The sequence below is a fragment of the Mesorhizobium sp. M7A.F.Ca.ET.027.02.1.1 genome (assembly GCF_004022985.1).
Taxonomy (GTDB): Bacteria; Pseudomonadota; Alphaproteobacteria; order Rhizobiales; family Rhizobiaceae; genus Mesorhizobium.
The window spans coordinates 14,802-29,830 of the sequence record NZ_RZOL01000030.1 but is presented as its reverse complement, the minus strand read 5'-3'; the positions used below and the strand labels follow the sequence as shown (position 1 = coordinate 29,830).

Here is a 15,029-nt window from a genome sequence, read left to right as displayed (position 1 = left end):
ACCCTGTGCAGGCCGGACCCGAATTTCATGCCGGCGCCGCCGGAGGGCGGGATCACATAGCCGTCGATCGCGCCGCCGACATCGAGGACAACCGGTGCCGCCTGCCAGGCCGCATCGAGGTCGGCCGGCGGTTCGACATAGGCAAGTGCGGTTCGATAGGTCTTCAGCTCGCCGTCCAGCTCCGGAAACAGTTTTAGCACCCAGGCGCCGGCGGCGACCACGATGCGGTCGGCCTGCATGGTCTCACCGCTTTCGAGCACGATGTGGCCGGCTTCGGCGTCGACTTCGACGACCTTGCTATTTTCGTAGACATTGGCGCCGTTGGCGCGCAGCCACTTTGCCAGGCCCGACGCGATCTTGCGGCAATGCAGGGCGCCGCCTTCGGTCGAGAAATAGGCGTAGCGAAACGACCCGGCTTCCAGAAACGGCCAGCGCATCACGGCTGCATCCGGCTCCAGCAATTCGAACGGAAAATTGCCTTCCTCCAGACCCTCGCGATATTCCTCGGCCTCGTCGCCCGGCTCGCGCGAAATGCAGACAAATCCTCTGGGATCGAGGTGGCTTTCGCCGAGATCGGCCCACATCTCGTCCCAGGCCTGGTAGGCCTCGGTGATCAGCCGGCCGTAGCCGGTCCCCGCGCGGTAAGCGCGGCGGATGATGCGATGATGGTCGCCCGACGCGGCCATCGGGTTTGGGATCGGCCCTTGCTCGACGATCGAAACGCTGTGGCCGGCCTTGACCAGCGACCACGCCGTCGAGAGACCGGCAATACCCGCGCCGACAACGATCACCTTCATCAAATCAGACTTCCGCAGCCGGTTGGCTGGCTCAACGTATTGGATTGCGGGCGCCAACATACGGTCTGGAACCAGGCTGGCAAGCCGCGCTATTGGTCTGGCATGAGCAAATTGACGCCTACCGCCCTGGCCTTTGATCCAGCCACTCGACATCTGCGGCTCGACCCGCACGAGCCGGCCTTTTTTCAAAACCCTTATGATGCCTATGCTTTCCTGCACGGCGTATCGAATGCATTCTTCTGGGAAGAATTCGGCTTCTGGTGCTTTGGCGGTTTCGACGACGTCAACCGGCTGCTGCGCGATCGCCGCTTCGGCCGGCAGAACCCGGCCGGCATTCCAGACAGCCGCGGCATTGGACAGGACCGCAGCCATCTCAGGGCCTTCGACGGCATCGAAGCCAATTCGATGCTGGAACTGGAGCCGCCGGTGCACACGCGGCTGAGAACACTGGTCAACCGCGCCTTCGTCTCGCGCCAGGTCGAAAGGCTGCGGCCGCGTGTCGAGGCTTTGGCCAACGACCTGATCGACCGTTTCGAACCAGGCAAGACGGTCGACCTGTTGCCTGCTTTCGCGGCGCCCTTGCCGATCACCATCATTGCCGAAATGCTCGGCGTCCCGGTCGAAATGGGGCCGCAACTGCTCGACTGGTCGCACCAGATGGTTGCCATGTACATGCATGGCCGCACACGCGCGATCGAAGAGACGGCCAACCGCGCCGCCCGCGAATTTGCGGATTTCCTCCGTGGCTACGTCACCGAGCGACGCCGAAATCCCGGCGACGACCTTTTGTCGCTGCTGATCTCGGCGCAGGAGGACGGTGAGAGGCTGTCGGAGGACGAGATGGTGTCCTCGGCGATCCTGCTGCTCAATGCCGGCCATGAAGCAACCGTGCATCAGACCGGCAATGCCGTCCGCTCGATCCTTATGCAAGGTGGCGATGTCAGCCGCTTCTTCGGTTCGCCCGAGGCGACCGCGGCAACGGTCGAGGAATGCCTGCGCTTCGACGCGCCGCTGCACATGTTCGCGCGCTATGCCTATCAGGAGATCGAGGTCGCGCCCGGCATCGTCGTGCAGCCGGGCCAGACGATCGGGCTGCTGCTGGGCATGGCCAATCATGACCCGCGCGCCTTCGCCGATCCTCTCGCCTTCCGGCCCGACCGGGCCGACCAGAAGAACGTCTCCTTCGGCGCCGGTATCCATTTCTGCATCGGCGCGCCGCTCGCCCGGCTCGAATTGCAGGTGTCGCTGAAAACCCTGTTTGAACGGCATCCGAAGCTGCATCTTGCCGAAGAGGCGCGCTTTCGGGACACTTACCATTTCCATGGGCTGGAAACGCTCGCCGTCGGCTTTTGAGTACCGCTGGGCCGCCGGCCTATTTCACCATGGCGCCAGCCGCAACCACAAGGTCTGCTCACCGGACCGCCTACGACATGCCCTTCCACGACAAGGCACCGGAAGCTATCTCAGCCAGTTCCAGCGAAATAGTCATAAGCAGGCAGCACAAGCTTGGGGGAGAGCCTGAAGGCCGTTGCTGGCAGCCCCTGTTGATCCATGCCAAATCGCAAGATCGGTCGAGCGCGACATATCCGGAAAGGCCTAACTGGTGTCGTCACGGAGAAAGAGACGTTGAAGGCCGCACTTGAAAACTACCAGGCTCGAATGCAGCGGGTGCTGGACCATATAGACCAGCATCTGGATGACGATCTGGGGCTGGAGGCGTTGAGCGGTGTCGCGGCGTTCTCGAAATACCATTTCCACCGGCAGTTCACGTCCACCTTCGGGGTGTCCGTGCATCGCTATGTCCAGCTCGCCCGCATGAAGCGTGCTTCGTACAGACTTGCCGAAAGTGACGCCCAAAGCGTCACCGACATAGCCATGGATGCCGGTTACGACGCGCCGGATGCCTTCGCCCGCGCCTTTCGGCAACGGTTCGGGCAATCGCCCTCGTCGTTCCGGAAATCTCCCGACTGGGGGTCGTGGCTCATGGCCTTCGGGCCCCTCGAAAAAGCAAGGAACACGCTCATGCAGATAATCTTTGAACACGACGACGTGACGATCCGCGATGTGCCCCCGACGCCGGTGGCGATCATGGAGCACCGCGGAGACCGGGCGACGCTCCAGGACACCATCCAGCGGTTCATCGCCTGGCGTAAGGCCGCGGGCTTGTCGCCCGAGACAAGCCCGACCTTCAACATCTTCCGTTCCGAAAGGGAGCCCGCGGTCCCGGCTGACTACAGCATGGACATTTGTGCCGGGACCGACCGGCCGATCGAGGCGAATGACGCGCAGATGAAGGCTGGCGTGATTCCCGGCGGTCGTTGCGCGGTGCTGCGCTATCCCGGCAATACCAACAATCTCGAACCCGCAGCACTTTACCTTTATCGTGAATGGCTTCCGGCCAGCGGCGAGGAAGCACGCGACTTTCCGATCTATTGCCAACGACATCTGTCCCACTTCCCGGAGGGACCGCTACGCGAAGTGGTCGTTGAACTCTTTCTGCCTCTGAAATAGCTCGGCAGGACAGCGGTCTGTCCCTTCCGATCGCGAGCATCATGGCGACGCGAGATCAAAGCTTGATCACGTACTCCTTGCGAGTCGTTTCAAGCACTTCCCAGCTGCCTTTGAAGCCAGGCCTGAGCACGAAGCTGTCGCCGGCCCGAACGGTGCGCGCTTGCCCACCGTCCTCCGCGATCACCGAAACGCCGGACAGGATGTGGCAGAACTCCCATTCGTCATAGACGATGCGCCATTTGCCCGGGGTCGATTCCCAGATGCCGGCGTAAAGGCCGCCGTCGCGCTCCTCGACATTCCAGGTGCGGAATTTGGGATCGCCCGAGATCAGCCGATCCGGCGCCGGCGCGCCCTGTTCGGCGTCGACAGTGTCGACGCCGATGGCAAGAAATTTTGACTCGCTCATGATCGGTCAGACCTTGGCAAGCGCCTGTTCGAGGTCGGCGACGATGTCGTTGACGTCCTCGATGCCGATCGAAAGCCGCACCGTGTCCGGTCCTGCGCCGGCCTTGACCTTCTGCTCGTCGGAAAGCTGGCGGTGCGTGGTCGAGGCCGGGTGGATGACCAGAGACTTGGTGTCGCCGACATTGGCCAGGTGCGAGAACAGCTCGAGCGCCTCGACGAATTTGACGCCGGCGTCATAGCCGCCCTTGAGAGCGAAGGTGAACACGGCGCCGGCGCCAAGCGGCGAGTACTTCTTCTGCAGCGCGTTGTTCTTGTCTGAGGGCAGGCCGGGGTAGTTCACCGACGCAACCTTAGGATGGTTGGACAGCCAGGCGGCAACGGTGACGGCATTGTCGCAGTGGCGCTGCATGCGCAGCGGCAAGGTCTCCAGGCCGGTCAAGATGAGGAAGGCGTTGAAGGGCGAGATCGCCGGACCGAGATCGCGCAGGCCGAGCACGCGCGCGGCAATGGCGAAAGCGAAATTGCCGAAGGTTTCGTGCAGGACGAGGCCGCCATATTCGGGGCGCGGTTCCGACAGCATCGGGTATTTGCCCGACTTCGACCAGTCGAAGGTGCCGCCGTCGACGATGGCGCCACCGATCGAATTGCCGTGGCCGCCGATGAACTTGGTCAGCGAATGGACAACGATGTCGGCGCCATGCTCGATCGGCCGGATCAGGTAGGGCGAAGCCAGCGTGTTGTCGACGATCAGCGGCAGGCCATGCTTGCGCGCGATGTCGCCGATCTTCTCGATGTCGACGAAAGTGCCGCCCGGATTGGCCAGGCTTTCGATGAAGATCGCCTTGGTCCTGTCGTCGATCTGGCTCTCGAAGGTCGAGATGTCGTTGGTGTCGGCCCAGCGCACCTCCCAGCCATAATTCTTGAAGGCATGGCCGAACTGGTTGATCGAACCGCCGTAGAGCTTGTTGGCGGCGACGAAATTGTCGCCCGGCTGCATCAGATTGTGGAACACGATCACCTGCGCGGCGTGGCCGGAGGCGACCGCGAGTGCCGCCGTGCCGCCTTCGAGGGCCGCCATGCGCTCTTCCAGCACCGCCTGCGTCGGATTCATGATGCGGGTGTAGATGTTGCCGAAGGCCTTGAGCCCGAACAGCGACGCGGCATGGTCGGCATCGTCGAAGACGAAGGAGGTCGTCTGGTAGATCGGCGTGGCACGCGCGCCGGTCGCTGGATCGGGCTTGGCACCGGCATGGACGGCGAGCGTGTTGAAACCTGGCGTGCGGGTCATTGAAAACCTCCCTTTTGAAACTCTTGAAATCGCCGGGCATTCTTGGCGAAGCATGAGCGCGAATGCAAAGAAGAAAATGCCCTTCGGCGAACGATCTGCGGCCGAGGCCCGAGAAAATGCACTGGTCTAAGGAATAATTTTGCGCCCAAGGCGCATTGCGCATCAGGCCTTGCTTTTGGTGCACGTCGTTACCCAAAACCGCCGCGCACTTTTGAGCGACTGCCCTACTTCTGGCGCACGCCGAAACTCTGGAATCCCGACCGCATCAGCGGCTTCTTCGACGACAGCACACCGGAATTGACGCCGGTCCAGCCGATCTCGCCGGACAGCTTGCCGTATTCGATTTTGGGGCAGCGGTTCATCACCACCTTGATGCCGGCGGCCTCGGCGCGCGCGGCGGCCTCGTCATGGCGAACGCCAAGCTGCATCCAGATGACTTTCGGCAAGGGATCGAGCCGCAACGCCTCGTCGACGATGCCGGGCACCGCCGCCGGCGCGCGAAAGACATCGACCATGTCGATCGGCTCGGGAATATCGGCGAGCCTCGCATAGGTCATCCGGCCGAGGATCTCCTTGCCGGCCTGGCCAGGATTGATCGGAAACACCGAAAATCCCTTGGCCAGCAGATATTTCAGCACGAAATAGCTTGGCCGCACATCATTGGCGGACGCGCCGACCATGGCGATGGTCTTCACCGAATTGAGGATGCCGGCGATGTAGGTGTTGTCGTAGCTATCGTGGTTCATGCGGCTTCCTGCGGTAGTGGTATCGGTAAAGTTCACGGCTGAACCCAAGCGAGGCATAGAGAGCGCGAGCCGGCGTGTTGTCGACCACCACCTGCAAGCATGCGGCGTGAGCCCCTGCGCGCCGCGCCCAGCCGATGAGGCCGCCGACGGTCTTGCGGCCCAGACCTTGCTGCCTGAAACGGCCATCGGTTTCAACCGATTCCACCACAAGCAGGCCATTGCGGATGACGCCATAGGCCAAGGCGGCAATTTCGCTGTCGCGTTCACAGGATACGAACGCCCGGTCGCCGACGATCAGCCCGGTCATCTCGCGAAAGATGCGGCACTCGGCGTCGTCAAAGGTCCCCATGCGGAACCGCGCCGCGAGCCAGTCCTCGCCCGGCACTTTCGAAACGGTGACCTGCTGATCGCGGACTTCAGCCAGGTCGCCGATCCCGGCATGGAGATGGATCGTGCTGCCTTCCGGCTGGTAGCCGCGATGGTCGAGTGCGGCTTCGAGCTCGCCGGCGATGTCGGGAACCCGAAACAAGGGCGTCTGGCCGTGGCCGATGTAGAAGGACTCGGCGGCGCCGATGACAGCATCCGGCGCGCCACGCTGGCCGCGCGAGGGATTGGCCGAATTGGTGCGCCGGATCCGTCCGCCCGATCGCCGCAGGAGCCAGCCATCAAAGACCGCCCCGGTCGCCGCCGGCCAGCCTTCGCGGCATGCCTGCTCGACGCGCCAGTTGAGATCATCGTCGCCGGCGCTCACGCGTCATCCTCCCGCAGCGCTTCCTCCATGAACGCCTGCGGATCGGTACAGAAGTCGCGCATCATGCGAAAATGATCGGTATCGCTGAAATCGGTCGGGTCGAGCCCGAAGCGGCTGATGCGGAACAGCCGCGCGCCGGGACAAGCCATCAGCAGCGGCGAATGCGTCGCCATGATCACTTGCGCGGTGCCCGACTGGTCCATGCGCCGCAGCATCTTGAGCAACTCGATCTGTCGCGTCGGCGACAGTGCGCTCTCGGGTTCGTCGAGGATGTAGATGCCTTGCCTGCGGCAGCGCTCCTCGAAAAAGCGGATAAAGCCCTCGCCATGCGACCAGGACAGGAAGTCCGGCGGGGGTGGCTTGAAGGGGTCTTCCAGCGCCGCCTGGTCGAGATAACGCGCCACGGAGTAGAAGGATTCGGCGCGAAAGAACCAGCCGGCGGTGACTTTCGGCAGCCAGTGACCACGGAATGCGTTGGCCAACGCAGCACCACTCTTGTCGATGGCGCTGGAATGGTCGACTGGCATATATCCCTTGCCGCCGCCGGCTTCGTCATAGCCGGCCAGTGCGCCGATCGCCTCGAGCAGAGTCGATTTGCCGGTGCCGTTCTCGCCGACAATGATGGTGATCGGCGTGGTGAATTCGAGCTCGAACTCATGGCCGCGAAACAGCGGCAGGTTCCAGGGATATTTCTCCCAGTCCGCCACGCGCTCGGCGTCGAGCAGGATGCGCTTCAGATAGGGAGCCTTTAGCCGCGTCAGCTGCTTGCGATGGGCCATCAGCCGGGTAGCGAAATCGTGCCGTCTTCCGCGATCGGAAAGGCCGGATTGTGCGCCACTTCCCAGACATGCCCGTCGGCGTCGGCGAAATAGCCGTACCAGCCGCCCCAAAAGGCCCGGCCGGCCGGCTTGACGATGCGGCCGCCGGCTTTTTCCGCCCTGGCGAGCACGTCGTCGACTTCGGCGTCGGAACGAGTGTTGTAGGCGAGGTAGACCGCCGATGGCGCCGCGGCGAAGGCGATGCCGGAATCCTCTTCTGCGCTGGCGCGCGGGAACAGGCCGAGGATGACACCGCCCATCTGGAAGAAGGCGACCCCGTCGGTGATGCCGGCATGCCGCTTCAAGCCCATCTCTTCGTAGAAGCGCACGGCGCGGTCTAGATCATCGGTAGCAATGGTGATGATGGAGATGCGCGGCTCCATGACGTTCTCCTTACTCGTCCTTCCATTCCGGCTTGCGCTTGCCGATGAAGGCGCCGATGCCCTCCTCCGCGTCGCGCGCAAGCATGTTCTCGACCATGATCCGGCCGGTATAGGCATAGGCGTCGGCCAGCCCCATTTCAGCCTGGGCGTAAAAGGCTTCCTTGCCGGTCTTGACCACCAAAGATGATTTGGAAGCAATGGTTTGCGCGTATTTGGTGACGATCTGATTCAGGTATTCGCGCGGCACGACGCGGTTGACCAAGCCGAACTCCTTGGCGGTCGCCGCATCGATCGTCTCTCCGGTCAGCAGCATCTCCATGGCATGCTTGCGCGAAACGTTGCGCGACAGCGCCACCATCGGCGTCGAGCAGAACAGCCCGATATTGACGCCCGGCGTGCAGAAGGTAGCCTCATGTGAGGCGATCGCCAGATCGCAGCTGGCGACCAGTTGCAGCCCGGCGGCGGTGGCCAGGCCGTCGACTTCCGCGATGACAGGCAAGGGATGCCGCACGATGGCCTGCATCAGCGTCGCACAAGCGGCAAACGTCTCTGCGAAGAAGGTCTTGCCATGATCGGCGTCAGTGCGGCGCGCCGTCATTTCCTTGAGATCATGGCCGGCGCAGAACACCTTGCCGGCCGCCGACAAAACGATGACGCGAACGGCCTTGTCGGCCTTGGCGCGCTCGAGTTCGGCCGTCAGCGCCGCCATCACCGCCAGCGACAGCGCATTGGCGGGCGGATTGGCGAGCGTCAGGCGCAGCACGCCCTTGTCCAGTTGTGCAACAACCGGCCCTTCAACGGCGGCAGGCTTGATGGCAAGGATTTCGGCCATGGATAAGGTCTCCGCGATTCCGCCTGGGGCTGCCAGAGTATCTAATACCGGATCAGGTTTCGTCCAACACCGATCGCTTGCGCCAGGGGACGAAGGTTGTCAGAAATGCCGCGCCGCGCCCATACAGGTCGGCCAAAACGAGGGACCGACATGCCCGCCCAAATCAATTTGAAGCCGGTTCTGACCGCGCAACAAGTCAATGCGCTGATGGAGACCGTCTATCCGCAGCTCAACGAGCAGTTCAAATATTTCGAGGCGATCGACGTGTTCCCCGGCGGCTGCACCGTGCGGCTCAACGCCGGCGAGCGGCACTTGCGTCCGGGCGGCACGGTGTCCGGCCCTTCGCTGTTCACGCTGGCCGACATTGGCGGCTACGTCTGCGTGCTCAGCCATGCCGGGCCGGATGCGCTTTCCGTTACCGTCAACCTCGACATCAATTTCGTGCGCAAGGCCGAGGCCGGACCGATCGATGGCCATTGCCGCATCCTGAAGCTGGGCAAGAGCCTGATGGTGTTCGATATCGACATCGTTGCCGGCCCGGACGGGCACACGGTGGCGCACGCCACCGGCACCTATTCGATCCCGCCGAAGCGGAATGGCGATGTGGTAAAATAATACCTTTCACTTAACTTATTGTTTTCGCCGCATTTTGTCAGATATTCTCCTTTTCGCGCGCCTTGACGCGATCACCACCCTCGCCTATAAGCCCTCACGAAGCAGCGGCCCGCAAAGGCCGCCGTTTTGTTATTGGCGGCGGACAGCGTCCTTCCGACAATCCAAGCAACAAGAAACGCCTTCTTTTATGAAGGTCAGAACCGAGAGCAGAAAACATGACAACCTTTTCGCAGAAGCCTGCGGATGTGGTGAAGAAGTGGATCCTGATCGACGCCGAAGGTCTCGTCGTCGGTCGTCTGGCCACTGTCATCGCCAATCATCTTCGCGGCAAGCACAAGCCGACCTTCACCCCGCATGTCGACGACGGCGACAACGTCATTGTCATCAATGCCGACAAGGTGGTGTTCACCGGCAAGAAGTTCACCGACAAGGTCTATTACTGGCACACCGGCCACCCAGGCGGCATCAAGGAGCGCACCGCGCGCCAGCTGCTCGAGGGTCGTTTCCCCGAGCGTGTCGTCGAGAAGGCCGTTGAGCGCATGGTCCCACGTGGCCCGCTCGGTCGTCGCCAGATGAAGAACCTGCGCGTCTATGCAGGTGCCGAGCATCCGCATGTCGCACAGCAGCCCGTCGTGCTCGACGTGGCCAAGCTGAACGCCAAGAACAAGAAGGTCGCATAAGATGGCTGAGCTTTCCTCGCTCGCAGAACTCGGCGCCGCCACCGGCAACACCAATACCCAGCCGGCAGCCCCCGTCCACGTCCAGAAGCTCGACAAGTCGGGCCGCGCCTATGCCACCGGCAAGCGCAAGAACGCCATTGCGCGCGTCTGGGTGAAGCCGGGTTCCGGCAAGATCATCGTCAACGACAAGGAATTCGCGACCTATTTCGCGCGTCCGGTCCTGCAGATGATCCTCAACCAGCCGATCATCGCCTCCAACCGCGCCGGCCAGTACGACATCGTCGCGACCGTTGTCGGCGGCGGTCTCTCCGGCCAGGCTGGCGCCGTGCGTCACGGCATCTCCAAGGCGCTGACCTATTACGAGCCGACGCTGCGCGCCGTGCTCAAGAAGGGCGGCTTCCTGACCCGCGACAGCCGCGTCGTCGAGCGCAAGAAGTACGGCAAGGCGAAAGCCCGTCGTTCGTTCCAGTTCTCGAAGCGCTAAGCACTTCGCAGCTTCAGACAATCGAAAAGGCCGCCTCCCGGGCGGCCTTTTTGTTTGCGGCTCGGCAGTCACCCCACCCGCGCCTGCGCGACCTCCCCATCGAGGGGAGGTAGAAGAGCGCGACGCCCTACCTCCCCTCGATGGGAAGGTCGGCGCGTAGCGCCGGGTGGGGTGAAGGCGCCGGCATAAACAGGTCAGGCCTTGCCGCCCTTGATATAGTCGATGAACGCCCGCAGCGGGGCCGGCACCAGCCGCCGGCCGGGATAATAGAGGAACGGTCCGGGAAAACTCGGCCACCACGGTTCGAGAATGGGCTCAAGCGCGCCGCTTTCGAAGTAGGGGCGAAGCCAGCCCTCGAAGAGGCCGATGATGCCGGTGCCGGCGATGGCCGCATCGACGGCAAGATCGGTCGCGCCGCCGATCCGCACGATCAGCGGCCCTGTCGGATCGACCCGCACCACCTCACCGTCGCGCTCGAACTCCCAAGGCAGCATCGCACCGCTGGAAAAGCGCCCGCGCACGCAAGAGTGGCCAAGCAGGTCGCTCGGGTGTTGCGGCCGCCCATGACGAGCAAGATAGGCAGGGCTGGCAGCGGTGGCGAAGCGCTGCACGCGCGGTCCGATCGGCACCGCGATCATGTCCTGCTCCAGCCGCTCGTCATAGCGGATGCCGGCGTCACACCCGGCCGCCAGCACATCGACAAAGTTCTCATCGGCGATCACTTCCAGACGGATGCCGGGATAGGCGGCGAGGAAACCCGGCACGATATCGGGCAAGATCAACCGCGCGGCGCTGACCGGCACATTGAGACGCAGCGAGCCCGCCGGCCTGTCGCGAAAGCCGTTCACCACGTCCAGCGCCGCCTCCACCTCCGACAGCGCCGGACCGAGCCGCTCCAGCAGGCTGAGGCCCGCCTCGGTCGGGACAACGCTGCGCGTCGTGCGGTTGAACAGCCTGACACCGAGCTGCACTTCCAGGCGACGCACCGCCTCACTCAAGCCGGAGGCGCTGCCGCCGCTCGCACGCGCGCCATCGCGAAAACCGCCGGCGCGCGCCACCGCCACGAAGGCGTTCAGATCGCTGAGGTCCATCATTGTTCGCCATTCCGCACGGCCTGTGTGGATTGTACCGGATTATCACGAGGTTGGGCAGCGCCTATCTCTGCCTCCTCAAAGGAGATCAATCATGTCCAACATCCAACAATCCGGCACCTTCGCCCCCGCCACCTTCAAGCTTGGCAGCCACACCGTGAAGCGGCTCGGCTACGGTGCCATGCAACTCGCCGGACCCGGCGTGTTCGGGCCGCCCAAGGACCATGACGCGGCATTGGCCGTGCTGCGCGAGGCCGTGACGCAAGGCGTCGACCACATCGACACCAGCGACTTCTATGGACCGCACGTCACCAACCTTTTGATCCGCGAAGCGCTGGCGCCCTACCCTGACGATCTCGTCATCGTCACCAAGATTGGCGCCCGGCGCGGCGCGGATGGATCGTGGTTGCCGGCCTTTTCCGTGGAAGAGCTGACCCAGGCCGTGCATGACAATCTAAGCAATCTCGGGCTCGAGGTGCTTGATGTGGTCAATTTGCGCATCATGTTCGATACCCATGGTCCAGCCGAAGGGTCGATCGAAGCGCCGCTCACCGTGCTGGCCGGGCTTCAACAGAAAGGCCTGGTCAAACATATCGGGCTGAGCAACGTGACGCCGGCGCAGATCGCCGAAGGGCGCCGTATCGCCGAGATCGTCTGCGTGCAGAATCAGTACAATCTTGCGCATCGCGGCGGCGACGCCCTGATCGACGACCTTGCCCGCGACGGCATCGCCTATGTGCCGTTCTTCCCGCTCGGCGGCTTCAACCCGCTGCAATCCTCCACCCTGTCGGACGTCGCAACACGCCTCGGCGCCACGCCAATGCAGGTTGCGCTCGCCTGGCTGCTGCGCCGCGCGCCCAACATCCTGCTGATTCCCGGCACATCGTCGGTCGGACATCTCAGGGAGAACCTCGCGGCTGCCGAACTGGAGCTTTCGGATGATGTGCTTGGGGAGTTGGATGGGATGGCGATGGCTGCTTGATAGGGCGCCCCACCGGGAGCATATGCTGCCTGTTGGGTCTCGGCTGTCACCCAACCCGGCGCTACGCGCCGACCTCCCCATCAAGGGGAGGTAGGGCGCCGCGCTTTACATACAGACACCCTTGCAACGCCTGCCGGCTCAGCGGTCTACTCAATGCGTCGAGACTGGCGGCGACCTCCACCTCCCCTCGATGGGGAGGTCGGCGCGTAGCGCCGGGTGGGGTGATGGCGCCGGCGTTCCCAAGGTGGGTGACAGCGCCAGCGTCGAATTGCTAGTTGATGCTCGCCGTGTTCGCCGGCTCAGCCGGCCGCGCCTCGTCGGCATAAGGCACGCGAAAACCATTCGCCGTCAGCCATACGATGGCTGCCTTCGGCTCGTCCGTCTGGATGATTGTGGCGCCGCGATCGGCCCAAAAACCCCAGACTTCGCGCGGCAGGCTGGCCTGCACCGCCAGTTCGTCGCCGCGGCCGCCGGCCAGGAAGCCTCCCGGCTTGTTGGCGATGGCGTAGGTGTCGGCCCAGATGTGCCAGTTGCCCCTGACCGCGGCCGCGCGCATGCGCGTGCTGAACAACGGCCCGCCGGTCTCGGTCAGCGTCTCGGCGCCTGCCCGCCAGTTGATCAGCTCGATTGCGCGCGGCGAAAAGGCATGGCCGACCGTCCTGGCGAAGCCGGCATCACGCACCGCGTCATCGGCGATGATCGGCATGAACTGGAAGCCGCCGCCGATAGCGGTCATTGCCGCCTGGACCGTGGTGATCCGGTTCTGGTTCCACAAATTCTCCTTGACGATAACCTGCTCGGCCATGCCGAGATCGCGAGCCACCGCGATCATGCCCGAGAGGTCGCCGACGTCGAGCTTGTTGTCGAGGTTGATGAGGGTCCTGTCCCTGGTCGCCATCAGCATCTCGCGCAGCGTCGAGACTGTTTCACCCGTCACCGCACCGGTGCCTTCGACCACCAGCCTGCAGGTCTTCAGTTCGGCCAGGGTGTATTTGACCACCTCGCCCTTGCAGGTGGTGGTGCGGTCGAGCCAGCTGTCATGCATGACGACGAACTCACCGTCCTTCGAGCGCCTGATATCGACCTCGACGATTTCTGCGCCCATGGCGATCGACCCCTCCACGGCGGCAATCGAATTTTCCGCGTAGAGCGTCTTGCCCGCCTGCATGCTGCCGGCGCGATGCGCGACCACCATGACGTGGTCGCGCCACTGGTTGGCGTGCTCGAAGCGGTCAAGAATCTGCCTGGCGCGGGTCTCGCCGGCCAATGACTGGTCAGAAAAGGCCACAAGTGCCGAGGAAAACAGAAGGCTCAGCCAGATGGTCCGCATCGAGAATCGCTCCTTGCCGGATCGAGATCGGGATAGGCGACCCTCGTGACATCCAGGTGAACGAAGCCGGCTAGCGGTTGTTCGCGGGGAGTGCGCGTCAGATGCGTTTCGAGAGCCGGCGGAACCACGCCATGGCCGGCATCTCGACAAAACGCCAGGTGATCCAGGAGGCGGCAATGGTGGCCGCGAGCATGACGACGATCGCCAATGCTCCGGTCCAGCCGGCGCCGAAGCCGGTGGCAGGCTGGCCGCGCAGCATGAAATCGCCCATCAGGCCGAGGCCGAGCTTGCGCTCGACGAGCCCGGCGATGTTGATCAGGCGCGCCTGGACGAAAATGTGGACCATGTAGATCGAGTAGGACAGCGCGCCGAGCGTCAACATGAACGGGGTTCTCAGCAGGGCGCTGATCCAGCCGCCCTCATGGGCGAACAGGAACAGCGCCAGCGCGAACACCAGGGGTGCCGCGATGCCGAAATCATTGCCGCCCGCCAGCGAGACGAAAAGCACGATGACGGTCACCATGACGATTTCGGCAAGGGTCCAGTCCATCCGCGGGCCGCTCCTGGCGAGGGCCTGTCGCGCCCCTGCAATGGAATCATGCTGAAACCAGGCCAGCAAGGCGCCGAGCGAGAAGCCGTACAGGCAACGGATGAAGCCGAAATCGAAGGACACATCCATATGATGGGTCGAGAAGCCGAGCAGGAACAGCGGCGCGGTGACGGCGGCGGCGACGAACCATATCCAGGCGCGCGCACCGGCGACGAAGACCACGCCGGCAAACAGGAGATAGGCGAAGAACTCGGCCGAAATGCTCCAGCTTGGCGCATTCCAGGTCAATTGATCCTCGAAGCCGACACCCTGGAGCAGGAGAAGATTGGCAAGCAGGCTGCCGAGGTCGAAGCCTCCGCTGAAGGGGGCAGCCCCGGTGCCGTGCAATTGCGGCAGCATCAGCCGCAGCAACTCGAAGCCGGCGAAGGCGGCAAGCATGAGCAGATGCAGCGGGTAGATGCGGCCGAAACGGACCAGTGCGAAGCGCGCGACCTGTTCCGGCTGGTTCAGCCGATCGCCGTAGCTGCTGGCGATGACGAAACCGGAAAGGACGAAGAAGAAATCGACGAACAGATAGGACGAACCGATGAAGGCGCTTTGCGAAATCGTCGAAGCGGTCGGAAAGTGAAACAGCGCCACCAGAAGCGCGCAGATGCCGCGCCACGAATCGAGCACCAGGAAGCGTTCGCCGGCGACCGTGCCGGTGCGGGCCGACGCCACGACACGGGTGGGGTTGAGAAACGCGGTCTGCGTCATGATGATACAA

At 63.4% G+C, this 15,029-nt stretch carries 17 protein-coding genes; 6 read left to right on the top strand and 11 right to left on the bottom strand.

Annotation, left to right across the window (positions count from 1 at the left end; translation table 11 throughout):
- Positions 1-797: FAD-dependent oxidoreductase (locus EN749_RS05960; RefSeq protein ID WP_145990883.1), on the bottom strand; the 797-nt coding region annotated here is incomplete at its 3' end.
- A gap of 102 nt (positions 798-899) precedes the next feature.
- Between EN749_RS05960 and EN749_RS05955 the strand changes: the two genes are divergently transcribed.
- Together EN749_RS05955 and EN749_RS05950 are read left to right on the top strand one after the other, a co-directional pair.
- Positions 900-2,150 (top strand): cytochrome P450, encoded by a 1,251-nt coding sequence (locus EN749_RS05955; RefSeq protein ID WP_128362733.1) that lies wholly within the window; start codon positions 900-902, stop codon positions 2,148-2,150.
- 273 nt (positions 2,151-2,423) lie between these two features.
- Entirely contained in the window at positions 2,424-3,308 is an 885-nt protein-coding gene (locus EN749_RS05950; protein ID WP_128362732.1) for an AraC family transcriptional regulator, read from the top strand.
- Between the two features lie 55 nt (positions 3,309-3,363).
- Here EN749_RS05950 and EN749_RS05945 read toward each other — a convergent pair whose 3' ends face one another.
- The 7 genes from EN749_RS05945 to EN749_RS05915 all read right to left on the bottom strand — a co-directional run bounded on the left by EN749_RS05945 (position 3,364) and on the right by EN749_RS05915 (position 8,531).
- On the bottom strand, positions 3,364-3,714 hold the full coding sequence (locus EN749_RS05945) for a cupin domain-containing protein (RefSeq protein ID WP_127258223.1): 351 nt from the start codon (positions 3,712-3,714) through the stop codon (positions 3,364-3,366).
- A 6-nt stretch (positions 3,715-3,720) separates the two neighbouring features.
- Positions 3,721-5,001, bottom strand: a complete 1,281-nt coding sequence (locus EN749_RS05940) for an O-acetylhomoserine aminocarboxypropyltransferase (RefSeq protein WP_024504598.1) — start codon at positions 4,999-5,001, stop codon at positions 3,721-3,723.
- A 224-nt stretch (positions 5,002-5,225) separates the two neighbouring features.
- Positions 5,226-5,747, bottom strand: coding sequence for a CoA-binding protein (locus tag EN749_RS05935; RefSeq protein WP_127269926.1), 522 nt, complete (start codon positions 5,745-5,747; stop codon positions 5,226-5,228).
- A complete protein-coding gene (locus EN749_RS05930; RefSeq protein ID WP_128362731.1) occupies positions 5,734-6,498 on the bottom strand; it encodes a GNAT family N-acetyltransferase in 765 nt (254 codons plus the stop codon). Before EN749_RS05930 ends, EN749_RS05935 begins: the two co-directional genes overlap by 14 nt.
- Positions 6,495-7,277, bottom strand: coding sequence for an AAA family ATPase (locus tag EN749_RS05925; protein ID WP_128362730.1), 783 nt, complete (start codon positions 7,275-7,277; stop codon positions 6,495-6,497). The genes EN749_RS05930 and EN749_RS05925 overlap by 4 nt, the downstream gene beginning before the upstream one ends.
- Positions 7,277-7,699: a VOC family protein gene (locus EN749_RS05920; RefSeq protein WP_127322812.1), complete on the bottom strand. Its 423-nt coding sequence runs from the start codon at positions 7,697-7,699 to the stop codon at positions 7,277-7,279. The genes EN749_RS05925 and EN749_RS05920 overlap by 1 nt, the downstream gene beginning before the upstream one ends.
- Positions 7,700-7,709: 10 nt before the next feature.
- Positions 7,710-8,531: an enoyl-CoA hydratase gene (locus tag EN749_RS05915; RefSeq protein ID WP_127810681.1), complete on the bottom strand. Its 822-nt coding sequence runs from the start codon at positions 8,529-8,531 to the stop codon at positions 7,710-7,712.
- A gap of 150 nt (positions 8,532-8,681) precedes the next feature.
- Here EN749_RS05915 and EN749_RS05910 point away from each other — a divergent pair, with 150 nt between their 5' ends.
- From EN749_RS05910 to rpsI, 3 genes are all read left to right on the top strand, one after another.
- On the top strand, positions 8,682-9,146 hold the full coding sequence (locus tag EN749_RS05910) for a PaaI family thioesterase (RefSeq protein ID WP_127810682.1): 465 nt from the start codon (positions 8,682-8,684) through the stop codon (positions 9,144-9,146).
- Between the two features lie 215 nt (positions 9,147-9,361).
- Positions 9,362-9,826, top strand: a complete 465-nt coding sequence (gene rplM / locus EN749_RS05905) for a 50S ribosomal protein L13 (RefSeq protein WP_013532205.1) — start codon at positions 9,362-9,364, stop codon at positions 9,824-9,826.
- A 1-nt stretch (position 9,827) separates the two neighbouring features.
- A complete protein-coding gene (rpsI, locus tag EN749_RS05900; RefSeq protein ID WP_023810272.1) occupies positions 9,828-10,310 on the top strand; it encodes a 30S ribosomal protein S9 in 483 nt (160 codons plus the stop codon).
- A gap of 194 nt (positions 10,311-10,504) precedes the next feature.
- Here the strand turns inward: rpsI and EN749_RS05895 are convergent, their stop codons facing one another.
- Positions 10,505-11,404: a LysR family transcriptional regulator gene (locus EN749_RS05895; RefSeq protein WP_127810683.1), complete on the bottom strand. Its 900-nt coding sequence runs from the start codon at positions 11,402-11,404 to the stop codon at positions 10,505-10,507.
- 91 nt (positions 11,405-11,495) lie between these two features.
- Between EN749_RS05895 and EN749_RS05890 the strand changes: the two genes are divergently transcribed.
- Complete coding sequence (locus tag EN749_RS05890; protein ID WP_128289642.1) at positions 11,496-12,383, top strand: aldo/keto reductase family oxidoreductase; 888 nt, start codon at positions 11,496-11,498, stop codon at positions 12,381-12,383.
- 271 nt (positions 12,384-12,654) lie between these two features.
- On the opposite strand, the gene EN749_RS05885 is transcribed toward EN749_RS05890, so the two are convergent.
- Positions 12,655-13,713, bottom strand: a complete 1,059-nt coding sequence (locus EN749_RS05885) for a glycerophosphodiester phosphodiesterase family protein (protein ID WP_128362729.1) — start codon at positions 13,711-13,713, stop codon at positions 12,655-12,657.
- A gap of 97 nt (positions 13,714-13,810) precedes the next feature.
- Positions 13,811-15,019 (bottom strand): acyltransferase, encoded by a 1,209-nt coding sequence (locus EN749_RS05880; RefSeq protein ID WP_128362728.1) that lies wholly within the window; start codon positions 15,017-15,019, stop codon positions 13,811-13,813.
- Positions 15,020-15,029 lie beyond the last annotated feature (10 nt).